Origin of the sequence: Microcoleus sp. PH2017_05_CCC_O_A (genome assembly GCF_020738785.1) — a bacterium.
Classification (GTDB): Bacteria; Cyanobacteriota; Cyanobacteriia; order Cyanobacteriales; family Microcoleaceae; genus Microcoleus.
The window spans coordinates 1-11,577 of sequence record NZ_JAEQCB010000214.1; the positions used below are offsets into that span (position 1 = coordinate 1).

The 11,577-nt window shown below is 44.8% G+C and carries 9 protein-coding genes; 7 read left to right on the forward strand and 2 right to left on the reverse strand.

Features of this window, described 5'->3' with window-relative positions; translation table 11 throughout:
* The first annotated feature begins 168 nt into the window (after positions 1 to 168).
* Both JGK20_RS31425 and JGK20_RS31430 read left to right on the forward strand, forming a co-directional pair.
* Positions 169 to 1,788: a cyclic peptide export ABC transporter gene (locus tag JGK20_RS31425; protein ID WP_293233414.1), complete on the forward strand. Its 1,620-nt coding sequence runs from the start codon at positions 169 to 171 to the stop codon at positions 1,786 to 1,788.
* On the forward strand, positions 1,769 to 2,215 hold the full coding sequence (locus JGK20_RS31430; RefSeq protein WP_293196458.1) for a GNAT family N-acetyltransferase: 447 nt from the start codon (positions 1,769 to 1,771) through the stop codon (positions 2,213 to 2,215). Before JGK20_RS31425 ends, JGK20_RS31430 begins: the two co-directional genes overlap by 20 nt.
* 11 nt (positions 2,216 to 2,226) lie before the next feature.
* Here the strand turns inward: JGK20_RS31430 and JGK20_RS31435 are convergent, their stop codons facing one another.
* Positions 2,227 to 2,577 carry a Spx/MgsR family RNA polymerase-binding regulatory protein gene (locus JGK20_RS31435; RefSeq protein WP_293196460.1) on the reverse strand — a complete coding sequence of 117 codons (351 nt, stop codon included), beginning with the start codon at positions 2,575 to 2,577 and terminating at the stop codon, positions 2,227 to 2,229.
* Between the two features lie 107 nt (positions 2,578 to 2,684).
* Positions 2,685 to 3,128 carry a DUF4332 domain-containing protein gene (locus JGK20_RS31440; RefSeq protein WP_293186714.1) on the reverse strand — a complete coding sequence of 148 codons (444 nt, stop codon included), beginning with the start codon at positions 3,126 to 3,128 and terminating at the stop codon, positions 2,685 to 2,687.
* 396 nt (positions 3,129 to 3,524) lie between these two features.
* On the opposite strand from JGK20_RS31440, the gene JGK20_RS31445 reads away from it, so the two are divergent.
* The 5 genes from JGK20_RS31445 to JGK20_RS31465 all read left to right on the forward strand — a co-directional run bounded on the left by JGK20_RS31445 (position 3,525) and on the right by JGK20_RS31465 (position 11,453).
* Complete coding sequence (locus JGK20_RS31445) at positions 3,525 to 4,913, forward strand: aminopeptidase P family protein (RefSeq protein WP_293186713.1); 1,389 nt, start codon at positions 3,525 to 3,527, stop codon at positions 4,911 to 4,913.
* A 325-nt stretch (positions 4,914 to 5,238) separates the two neighbouring features.
* Complete coding sequence (locus JGK20_RS31450; RefSeq protein WP_293196462.1) at positions 5,239 to 6,930, forward strand: adenylate/guanylate cyclase domain-containing protein; 1,692 nt, start codon at positions 5,239 to 5,241, stop codon at positions 6,928 to 6,930.
* A gap of 602 nt (positions 6,931 to 7,532) precedes the next feature.
* Positions 7,533 to 8,516, forward strand: a complete 984-nt coding sequence (locus JGK20_RS31455; RefSeq protein WP_293186711.1) for a GntR family transcriptional regulator — start codon at positions 7,533 to 7,535, stop codon at positions 8,514 to 8,516.
* A 285-nt stretch (positions 8,517 to 8,801) separates the two neighbouring features.
* Positions 8,802 to 9,377 (forward strand): nitroreductase family protein, encoded by a 576-nt coding sequence (locus JGK20_RS31460; protein WP_293233416.1) that lies wholly within the window; start codon positions 8,802 to 8,804, stop codon positions 9,375 to 9,377.
* Positions 9,378 to 9,563: 186 nt separating this feature from the next.
* Positions 9,564 to 11,453, forward strand: a complete 1,890-nt coding sequence (locus JGK20_RS31465) for a hypothetical protein (protein WP_293233418.1) — start codon at positions 9,564 to 9,566, stop codon at positions 11,451 to 11,453.
* The last annotated feature ends 124 nt before the right edge of the window (positions 11,454 to 11,577 follow it).

The window sequence follows — 11,577 nt, forward strand, 5'->3', positions numbered from 1 at the left end:
GTAACAGTAAAACAATAATTTGGTTTGTTGGTGAATAGATGCAATGTCATTGCGAGCTCTTAGCGAAGCAATCGCAGAATCTTGAGATTGCTTCGCAGGACTCGCAATGACATAATTAAATTCATCTAGAGCGCCAGAGTTCAAAGCTTAAATTTGGAATAAAATCGCATGAATGTAATCTGGCTACTATTAAAAGCTTCTTGGTTGAATGTTTCCATCGCCATACTCACAGGCTTAATTAGCGGTGGTTGCAGCGCCCAATTAATTGCTCTCATCAACCGCGCCATCAGCGATAATTCCAATCAAAATTTAGTCTGGTATTTTGCTGGATTGGCAGTTTTAGCCCTCATCACCGGAGTTATATCCCAATTTTTGTTAATCTACCTTTCTCAAGAAGCTGTTTACAATCTGCGGCTGAGTTTAAGCCGAGGGATTTTGTCTTCTCCTTTGCGACAGTTGGAAGAATTGGGCGCTAGTCGCTTGCTGGCTACTCTGACTGACGATGTGGGAACGCTTTCCAATACTATATTTGTGATTCCTTTTCTGTGCATTGATATCGCCATTGTGGTTGGATGTTTGATTTATTTAAGTACGCTTTCTGGGGCAGTTTTTGCCGTTGTCTTTGCTTTTTTGGCGGTGACAATTGGCGCTATACAACTGCTGCTCAATAAAATGCGGAAATTCTTCGATTTAGCCAGAGAAGAAAAAGATGTATTGTTTAAGCATTTTCGCAGCATTACTGACGGAATTAAGGAACTAAAGCTGCACTCTTTGCGTCGCCAAGAGTTTTTTACTGAAGAATTACAGGTAAGCGCTGCTGATTCCCGCGATTACAATTTGCAGGCCCTGAATACTGGAGCGCTGGCGATTGGAGTCGGGCAATTGCTGTTTTTTATGTTGATGGGTTTGCTATTGTTTGCTTTGCCCAAATTTGTGCCAGTTTCTACTTCTGTTTTGTCGGCTTACATTTTGACAAGTACGTATTTGATGTCTCCGTTTCAGAATATTTTGGAAAGGCTGCCAGAGATTTTTCGAGCCAATACTGCTGTAGAAAAAATTGAGAGAATGGGATTGGCTTTGGCGAGTCAAGCTGAGATAAATGCTGCGCTTCAACCAGTGAAAAATGCTGATTGGAAAATCCTGGAGTTGAAGGGGACTACTCACAGCTATCCGGGAGATAAGGAAGACAGTAATTTTGTTTTGGGCGAAATTAGTTTAAAGTTTCATCCGGGTGAATTGGTGTTTATTGTGGGTGGTAATGGCAGCGGTAAGTCTACTTTTGCTAAGTTACTTACTGGTTTGTACATTCCTGAATCGGGAGAGATTCTCCTAGATGGACAGCCGATTACTAATGACAACAGAGAGTGGTACAGGCAGCATTTTTCTGCTATTTTTTCGGATTTCTATTTATTTGAAAGGCTTTTGGGGATGACTAATCACGATTTGGACAATCAGGCGGCTGAATATCTGCGAGAATTTCATTTGGATAAGAAGGTTGAGGTGAAAGATGGTATTTTATCTACTACGGCTTTGTCTCAGGGGCAGCGAAAACGGTTGGCTTTGTTGACGGCTTATTTGGAAGATAGGCCGATTTATTTGTTTGATGAGTGGGCTTCGGATCAAGACCCGTTTTTTCGGGATATTTTTTACAAGCAGTTGTTACCGGAGTTGAAGCGCCGCGGGAAAACGGTGTTTGTGATTAGTCATGACGATCGCTATTTCGATCTAGCCGATCGCGCAATTAAACTAGATTACGGTAAAATTCAGTATGACCGACAACATGGATAAGTATCGAATCGTCGAAACTCTGACTGAAAGTCAGGTTTCCGACTTGATGGATTTGTACAAAAACGAGTTTTGGTGCGACAAGCGCACTCGCGAGGATGTGGTGAAAATGCTTGCCGCCACGGATGTTATCATTGGTTTGGTCGATGAGGGCGATGGCGTCCCGCCCCGCAAGCTACGACTAATTGGCTTTACTCGCGTCATGACTGATTTTGTCTACAGAGCCACGATTTTTGATGTAATTGTCCACCCAACATACAGAAAGATGGGACTGGGTAAGGTGTTGATGGATGCAGTCTTAAATCATCCCCAACTGCAAGCCGTGGAGAATTTGTCTCTTAACTGTTTGCCGAAAATGATACCATTTTACAAACGCTGGGGTTTCACTGATGATATCGGTGAAATGAAGTTTATGCGAAAAATACGCTGAACTTAGTTTGTTCAAATCCCTAATTTTTCGCGAATTACTTCGGCTTTGAAACCTACTAACACAGCCGTTCCATCTTTAACAAAAAGAGGACGTTTCAGCAGCATTGCATCTCTAGCAAAGGCTTCAACCCATTTTTCACTCGTCCACTCTTTCTTGTCGTCGCCCAAGGCGCGGTAAGATTGACCGGATGTATTTCGCATTGGTTGAAAACCTAAAGAATCTACCCAGTTGTGAATGGTTTCGCGAGTGGGTGGCTGTTCTTTTGTATTAATAAACTCGTAAATAACAGCATTATCTTTGAGCCACTGGAAAGCTTTTTTGCAGGTTCCGCAGTTGGGAATTCCGTAAACTTGAACAGACATAATATTTGGGAATTGGGAATTGGGAATTGGGAATTGGGTCGAAAAGCATTGGGCATTGGAAGCAACAAATAACCAATAACCAATAACTAATAACTAATAACCAATAACTAATGACTGCTAACTAATCTAGCTTGTAGAACCCATTTTTGCACGCGATCGACTGAAGGAGTCAAATCATTGCGCTGCATTGTCGCTACGTGGAGTCTCAGAATTTGTTGGTGCAGTCTCTCCACAGGCATTTGAGCCAATTGAGCGGCTGAAGCAACGCCTGCGTGCAGCAACAGCCCGCAATACTGACAGCCTACACTCGGAATTCGAGCCAGCTCTGCCATTGCTACCCATTTATTAAGATTTTGAACGTTAATCTGTAATTGCTGTGCTAGCAGCACTTTCGCCGCCGGTGTTTTCGTCATCCGAATTAGTTGTCCGATTGTTGTGATGCCGCACTCTTCTAGTTGAGACTGGTTTGCGTTGCTCAATCCCGGCAAGTGTTCGATCGGCCAATCGCGTACTTGCACCGAAGTTTTAGAAGTTGTGTGAGAAGTTTTCATATTTTTTTCAGTGAATTTACTTATACTTTAAAGTCTAAAATATACGATCGTCAATAGAGGCTATTACTCATGTCACAAAATCAACAACAATCCGATCGACTAATTTGGCAGATCCCGGGTGTTGAATTCTTGCTGTATTGCTTGTGCAGTAACACTTTCAGCTTTTTTATCCTGGCAGTCGGCGAAGGTTCGTGGTGAACAAAATTAGGCCCAGGATGATGACAAAGACGATCGCAAACATAGCACTAAAGAGTGCAGCAAAAAAGAAAATAAAGATGAGGCTTTTCCCCAAAATGGCTGCTAAATTTGAAGCCTGGACTTTTGTGCTGTGATGCTTAGAATCAAAGGACTGAAGTCCTTACTACAAACCGAACTCAAAATTATGAATTTTGACCCATGCAAATTACAAAAGGTGATGAATTGTTAAGAAATATTTTACACGAACGGCGGCAAAAACTGGCCAGTTTAATTGATTTTCCTGTAATTCTATGGTCTGGCCGCAGCATTCCTCGCAATTATCCGGCACTTGTTTATCCTTTTCGCGCCAGCAGTCACTTTCTATATTTTGCTGGTTTGCCGTTAGAAAATGCAGCGATTCGTTTAGAATCGGGCAAGTTAGAACTGTTCTTAGATGATGCCGATCCTGGTAGCACGCTTTGGCACGGGGAAATGCCGAAAAGAGCGGAAATTGCTGAACGAATTGGCGCTGATGCTGCTTTCCCCATGAGTGAGTTGAAAGCGCGAGGGACAAATGCAGCTACGATCGCCCTTCAGGATAGCTCGATCCGGTTGCAACAGTCGGATATTCTAGATCGCTCTTTAGCACCCTCCAAATCGCCAACCGGCATCGATCTAGAGTTAACTCAGGCGATCGTCTCGCTGCGCCTGAGCCACGATGCAGCCAGTTTGGTTGAATTGCGTCAAGCTGCGGCTGTCACCGTAGCAGCTCACAAAGCGGGCATGAGGGCAACTCCAACAGCTAAGATTGAAGCGGGTGTGCGGGCGGCTATGGAAAGTGTGATCATCTCGGAAAATATGACTTACGCCTACCCAAGTATTGTCACCGTGCAGGGGGAAGTTTTGCACAGCGAACACTATCACAATCCGGTACAAGCAGGAGATTTGCTGTTAGCAGATGTCGGTGCAGAATCGTCAATGGGATGGGCGGCTGATGTGACTCGCACTTGGCCGGTTTCGGGCAAGTTTTCTCCGACTCAAAGAGCGATTTATGATGTAGTTTTGGCAGCCCATGATGCTTGTATTGATAAGATTAGTCCCGGCGTGGAATATCAAGACATTCACCTTTTGGCTGCTAGAATTATGGCGGAAGGATTGGTCGATTTGGGTATTTTGCGGGGTAATGTTGACGATTTGGTAGAAATGGATGCTCACGCGCTGTTTTTTGTGCACGGAATCGGACATTTAATTGGTTTGGATGTTCACGATATGGAAGATTTGGGAGATTTGGCAGGCTATGAAGCGGGGAGAGTGAGAAGCAGTCGGTTTGGGCTGGGATTTTTGCGACTTAATCGTGTTTTGCGATCGGGAATGCTGGTATCGATTGAACCGGGTTTTTACCAAGTTCCGGCTATCTTAAATAACCCAGAAACTCGCGCCAAATATGAAAATTTCGTAAACTGGGACGAGTTGGGTAAATTTGCGGATGTCCGGGGGATACGCATTGAGGATGATATACTTGTGAGCGCAGGGGGTAGAGAAGTATTGACGGGGGAACTGCCAACAAAAGCTCTGGAGATTGAGGACTTAGTTGGGATAAGTGCATAGGTATCGATCGCCAAAAGTGCGATCGCCAGCATCTCAATTTTTGCAAAAAGCATTTTTTTTACCAGAAAGAATTGGTTGAAAGCCTTTCCCTTTGAGGGAGAAATGAAAATTAGACTATTCATTACTCCAATCCTCTGACTTAAGGGTAGAGGTCGCTCTCAAACTGTCAACTGTCAACTGTCAACTGTCAACTGTTGAAAGTGCTGTGCTGGCTTGCGTGCTATACATAGCACGAGAACTCTTGAAATGCACTACAAATGCAAACCTGAGATGCTTTCAGTGCGATCGCCCGCAGTTCCATCATGTGTGACCAACATAAATAAATATGAATAAAGCTTGGCAAATCGGTCTGTTTGTGTTCGTTGAAAAACTAGCGGTGCAAGTCCAAAAATTTGCAGCACGGAGACTGGCGCGCATTTTTCGGACAAAAAGTGTAGTCGCACCGCCACCGATGCAATCTGCACCTTTGCCTAGCAATGAAGCAGACAGGCTAAAAGCACTTAACCACTACAATATTCTCGATACAGATGCCGAAGGAGCTTTTGATGACTTAACAGCTTTAGCATCCTATATTTGCGGCACTCCTATTGCTTTAGTCAGCTTAGTAGATACTAACAGACAGTGGTTTAAATCAAAAGTCGGTCTTGGAGCAACAGAAACTCCCAGAGAGATAGCATTTTGCTCTCACGCTATTTTAAATCCCAATGAATTGCTAGTTATACCTAATGCTATGGAAGACGATCGCTTTGCCGGCAATCCGCTAGTAACTTCCGATCCAAATATTCGGTTTTATGCTGGGGCACCGTTAGTAACTCCTGAGGGTTTCCCCATTGGCACTTTGTGCGCCATAGATACAGTTCCTCGCCATCTCACCTCAGAACAACTAGAAGCCCTGCGGACTTTAGGAAGGCAAGTTATTAGCCAAATGGAGTTGCGAATTAATTATGCTAAATTAAAGCGGGCGCAACTCAGGCAAAAACAAGTAGAAGCAAAACTCCGTTCTAGTGACGAGCAAATTGTCAATTTTTTAGAAGGAATGAGTGATGCTTTTTTTGCTCTCGATCCCCAGTGGCGATTTACTTACGTCAATTATAAAGCAGCGCAATTTTTGCAGCGCGAGCCGGAAGAACTTTTTGGTAAAAATTTTTGGGAAGAGTATCCAGATTTAGTAAATTCGGTATTCTATAAAGAGTCTCATGAAGCTGTATCTAAACAAGTCGGAGTAACTTTTGACAAATATTATCATCCCTTAAAAGTCTGGTTGGAAGTGCGGGCTTTTCCTTCTCACGATGGCATTTCTGTATTCTTTCACGATATCACCAAGCGCAAGCAGATGGAATCTGCTCTCAGAAAAGAACAGAAAAAAACTGATAGTTTGCTGCTAAATATTTTACCAGAAGCTATTGCAGATAGGTTGAAGCACGAACCGGGGGTAATTGCGGACAAGTTTGAAAAAGCTACAATTCTTTTCGCTGACTTGGTGAATTTTACTCAAATTTCTACTACGATGTCCGCCACAAAATTGGTATACTTGCTGAATGAAATTTTTTCAACTTTTGACCAACTGACTGACAAGCACGGGTTGGAAAAAATTAAGACGATCGGGGACGCTTATATGGTAGTAGGTGGCATTCCCATTGAGCGCCCAGATCACGCAGAGGCGATCGCCGAAATGGCACTGGATATGCTAGCGGCAATTCAGGAATTAAATGTGAAGCTAGACTCGAATTTTGACATCCGCATCGGAATTAATAGCGGCCCGGTGGTAGCGGGGGTAATCGGCACTAAAAAATTCATTTACGATTTGTGGGGAAATGCGGTGAATACAGCCAGCCGCATGGAATCTCACGGCATCCCCGGCAGCATTCAAGTTAGTATCTATACTTACGAGTTGCTGCGGGATAAATATGAATTTCAAGAGCGGGGTTTGATTGAGATTAAGGGTAAAGGGGAAATGCGGACTTATTTTATGAAGGGGAGAAAGACTGCAAGTGAGATGGAAATAGCCGTAGATTAAATCAAATTAAGTGCAGTAGCGTGCCTAGGAAGAATAGATGAGATTGCCAAAGTGTTTTTAATAAAATTTGGGACGGGCAAGATGCCCATCCCACAAAATAAACAATTTGGGACGGGCAAGATGCCCATCCCACAAAATAAACAATTTGGGACGGGCAAGATGCTTTGGGACGGGCAAGATGCCCATCCCACAAAATAAACAATTTGGGACGGGCAAGATGCCCATCCCACAAGCAAAAAAAAATTGTGGGATGGGCATCTTGCCCGCCTAGATATTTTTGGAAGAGATCAAATGAGTTAAATAGGGTGCGTCAGCTTGGCAAATTTTTGCGACAAATTCACAATCTCATTCTGACGTACAATTTGTTAGCTGGTGCGTCAGAATGAGATCGTCTGTGAGGATTCAGAATTATTTTTGCTGACGCACGCTACGGCTAAGACTTGAAAGTACCTGAACAATCAGGCTCGATCGCAAACCAAGCAAAACCGCCGTCGCAAAGGAACCAAATCAGATTATGCTATATGCAGAGATATCCGGGCAATCCCATGTGCGGTATATAGATCCTATAAAAATATTAAATTAAAGTCGTCGGAGCCTTTAATATGGTTCAGTTTCATATTCAAACAGATAGCGAGATCCCTGCATCTACGCAACTATTCAATCAAATCAGGTTTGCGATCGCCTCGCGCCAGTTTCCGCCCGGGCACCGCTTGCCCAGCACGAGGCAGCTAGCGATGCAGACGGGTTTGCACCGCAACACCATCAGCAAAGTATACCGACAACTAGAAAATACCGGACTCGTAGAAGCCCAAGCCGGATCGGGGATTTACGTGCGCGCCCAAGGGCACGAAGGCGGCAGCAAACTCAAATCCCCGATTCTTGATGAATATCCCCTTGCCAATAAAATAGTGCAAGAAAGTATGGATCAACTGCTGGGACAGGGCTGTACGCTCAACCAAGCTAGGGAATTATTTTTGGCCGAAATTGACTGGCGACTCCGGTGCAGCGCGCGGGTGGTCGTCACAGCCCCCACAGAAGACATCGGCGTGGGTGAGCTGATGGCGAAAGAACTGGAACAAGCTTTGCGGATTCCCATCCAGTTAGTGGCGATGGAAGATTTAGGTACTTTTCTGGATAACATCTCTGCGGGAACTGTAATCACCAGTCGTTATTTTATCGGACAAGCGGAATTGATTTCGGCGCCGCGTTCGGTGCGAGTGATTCCCGTAGACATCTATGATTATGTTCAGGAAATTCAGTTAGTGGGGAGTTTGCCGAAGGATAGTTATTTGGGTATTGTCAGTCTGAGTTCGGGAATGTTGCGATCGACTGAAGTGATTATTCACAGTCTCCGGGGCGAGGATTTGCTGGTGATGACGGCTTTGCTGTCGGATGCTTACAAGATTAACTCGATCGTGCGATCGGCTAGAACTATTTTCTGCGACCAACCGAGTTTTGCTACAGTAAAAGCTGCGATTAACGCCGCCAGAGAGGATATTATTCGTCCTCCGCAACTGGTATGCTCGGAAAATTACATCGGCTCTAAGTCGATTAATTTACTCAAACGCGAGTTGGGCTTGGGATAGAGTTGACAGTTGACAGTTGACAGTTGACAGTTGACAGTTGACAGTTGACAGTTGACAGTTGACAGTTGACAGTTGACAGTTGACAGTTGACAGTTGGTAGTTGGTAGTTGTTATTCCAATAACCAGTAACCAATAACCAATAACCAATAACCAATAACCAATAACCAATAACCAATAACCAATAACCAATAACCAATAACCAATAACCAATAACCAATAACTAATGCGATCGAAAGCCGGCGGGCCGCGCGCAGCTTCAAGTGCGATCCGATTCCCCCAGCAATATTGGCAGAGATTTTGCGCTTGGGAGTGCGATCGCCCTCCGGTTATAATTTGCAGCCTTGGCGGTTTATTGTACTTAAAGATCCAGCCAGCAAAGAAAAATTAAAAGCTTGTGCCTTCGACCAGCGGCAAGTGGTAGAAGCCCCAATCGTGTTAATCTGTTGTGGCGATCGGCGCGCCGCCCAACCCGAAAACACCGAAGCCGTCATCGAATTGGGCAAAGCCGTAGGTGGAATGAACGAGAATTTAGCTGGTTATATGCGACAAGCAATCCCGCAATTGTTCGAGAACCATCCATGCTTTGAGTCCGTAGAAGCTTGGACAAACAGACATACAATGCTCGCAGTAGCTCATTTAATGATTGCAGCTAAAAGCTTTGGAGTAGACAGTTGTCCGATGGAAGGTTTTGTCGCAGCTAAGGTGAAAGAAGCCTTTCAAATTCCCGCAGAAGTAGATGTATGCTGTTTGCTACCGCTTGGTTATGCAGCAGAACCTTTGAAACAATACGGCGGCCGTTTTGATGTGACTCAAGTTTATTTCAGCGAAAGTTATGGAGAGGCCTTGCAAGTTGAAATTTGAGAGTTAAGATTTGAGAGTTGAGATTTGAGACTTAAGATTTGCCTGAGTTTGTGCAAAAGTTCAAACAAATCAGAATACCGACTATTTTGCAATTTCACAATCCGAAATTGCAATCTAAAATCTAAAATCTAAAATCTAAAATCTAAAATTTCAAGTGTGGTGATAGTAGACAGAGGAGGAAAAAATATGACAGTAGCAGCGCGACAAAGCAAGGCACAAATTCTAGAAGTAGAGTTACAAAAGCACTTGCAAGCAGCCGGATTTAAAAATTTACCGCTTTATATCAGTTGCGATTTTCGAGATGACTCTTTAACTGTCGTGGGAGAACACCCGCGCAGTTTAGTTCTCAAAGCTAAACCGACTTTTGCGGTGCTAGAAGCAGCAATTCTCGAAATAGAACCGGAATCGATTCAACAGATTGGACTTTGCCTCAAAATCACCGGGCAAAAACAGCCTTATGCTTTCCATTCTTTTACCATGCACAACCCTGTTTTGTCAAGACCCAGAACAGTGGAAGTGCTAAAAAAACCCGAGAAGCAACCCGCAGCAGAAACGGGGATAGTTTTAGCCGAAAATGCTGCTGAGACGGCGGATGTAGCGGAGGAAATGCCGTTAGAAACGGATGTTAAAAATGCGGGCGGTGATGAATATTTCCCTAATTTTTCCGAGAGTTCCAGCGATTCCGATCCGATCGCCTTTAAGGTAGCTGCAATCCCGGAAAATATCGCAGAAAATCCCTTCGATGCGCTGGATATGGAAGCGGTAACAGTCGCCGAAACGCCGAAGACTTCACCGTTTACGATGTTGGTGGCGGCCGGAATGGTAAGTCTGGTGGCGGTGATTTTGGCGGGCGGTTATTACCTGCTGAGTCGCCCCTGCGTCATCGGAGAATGTACTGCATTAGCCAATGCCAAACAGTTGAGCGACAATTCGGCGAAGACTCTGAAAACTTCCAAGGTTGCTAGCAGCCCGGAAGAGGCGCAGGAACAGTTAAAACAGGCGATCGCACTTTTGGAACCAATTCCGGCTTGGTCAATTCATCGCGGTGAGGCTCAAACTGCGATCGAAAAATATCAGGAGCAAAGTCAAAATATCACGTCTGCGATCGATGCAGCGCGCCTCGCACAGTCCGCAGCCGGGAAAACCCAAAATCCGCCTGTTTCCGAACAGAGCTTGCAGCAAGCCGAAAAATTGTGGCAAAGTGCGATCGGCCAACTCGGAGAAATCCCCACAAGCAGCCCAGTTTATCCATATGCTCAGACAAAGGCGAAGGAATACCGAAAGAATTTAGCCACTGGAAATCGGCAATTAGGCACAGAAAAACAAGCCGAAAAACTGTTGATCGCCGCCAAAAGTGCAGCCCAAATAGCAGAAGCTCGGGAAGCAGTAGCTCAGACATCGCAGACATGGGGACAAGTGGAAGCAGGTTGGGAAAAAGCCCTAGGAATTATATCAGAAATTCCCAGCAACACGCAATCTTATCAACTAGGTAGATTGCTAGTTCCGAAATACGAAACCAAGCTTTCACAAGCTCGCGAGCGCCGAAATGTGGAAGGAATTTCGGAAAATGCCTACACTCAAGCTGTGACTTTAGCAGCGGAAGCTCGAATTTTTGAGGGCAAAAACGGCTGGTTTAAAGCATCGGAAAACTGGCGAAGAGCTTTGAGTTACGCGGAGCAAGTTCCGGCGGCTACTTCCTATTCCCAAAAAGCCAAACCGCTGATAGAATCCTATACAACATCATTGCAGCAAGCGGAAGTTAAGTTGCGGGAAGAAAGAAACTTGCAAAAAGCGCGCACGGATTTAGATAGAACTTGCAAAGGCAAGCCAAAAATTTGTGACTATACTGTGAGCAATGGTTTGATTGCGGTGCAGATGAATTCCGATTACGTGGAGAAGTTGCAACAAACTTTCATTCAGGCGAATAACAATAATTCTGTGAAGAGTCGCCAAGCTGTGGAAAAGCACGTTGCTACTTTGCAAAAGGCCTTGGAGGCGATCGCGGAAAATGCGAAAATTCCGATGCAGGTGTACGATGGCGAAGGCAAGCGGATTGCGAGTCACGAACCGAAGTAATGGCAGCATCTCATGTTTGCAGTGCAGGTACGTAGTTGCGCTTCAGCGCTCCGGAAAGGTACGTAGTTGCGCTTCAGCGCTCCGGAAAGGTACGTAGTTGCGCTTCAGCGCTCCGGAAAGGTAC

Excerpts from the sequence above, each read along its gene's own strand:
- JGK20_RS31430 (WP_293196458.1), top strand. The coding sequence starts at position 1,769 with ATGACCGACAACATGGATAAGTATCGAATCGTCGAAACTCTGACTGAA.
- JGK20_RS31445 (WP_293186713.1), top strand. The coding sequence starts at position 3,525 with ATGCAAATTACAAAAGGTGATGAATTGTTAAGAAATATTTTACACGAA.
- JGK20_RS31455 (WP_293186711.1), top strand. The coding sequence starts at position 7,533 with ATGGTTCAGTTTCATATTCAAACAGATAGCGAGATCCCTGCATCTACG.
- JGK20_RS31465 (WP_293233418.1), top strand. The coding sequence starts at position 9,564 with ATGACAGTAGCAGCGCGACAAAGCAAGGCACAAATTCTAGAAGTAGAG.
- JGK20_RS31440 (WP_293186714.1), bottom strand. The coding sequence starts at position 3,128 with ATGAAAACTTCTCACACAACTTCTAAAACTTCGGTGCAAGTACGCGAT.
- JGK20_RS31435 (WP_293196460.1), bottom strand. The coding sequence starts at position 2,577 with ATGTCTGTTCAAGTTTACGGAATTCCCAACTGCGGAACCTGCAAAAAA.
- JGK20_RS31450 (WP_293196462.1), top strand. The coding sequence starts at position 5,239 with ATGAATAAAGCTTGGCAAATCGGTCTGTTTGTGTTCGTTGAAAAACTA.
- JGK20_RS31425 (WP_293233414.1), top strand. The coding sequence starts at position 169 with ATGAATGTAATCTGGCTACTATTAAAAGCTTCTTGGTTGAATGTTTCC.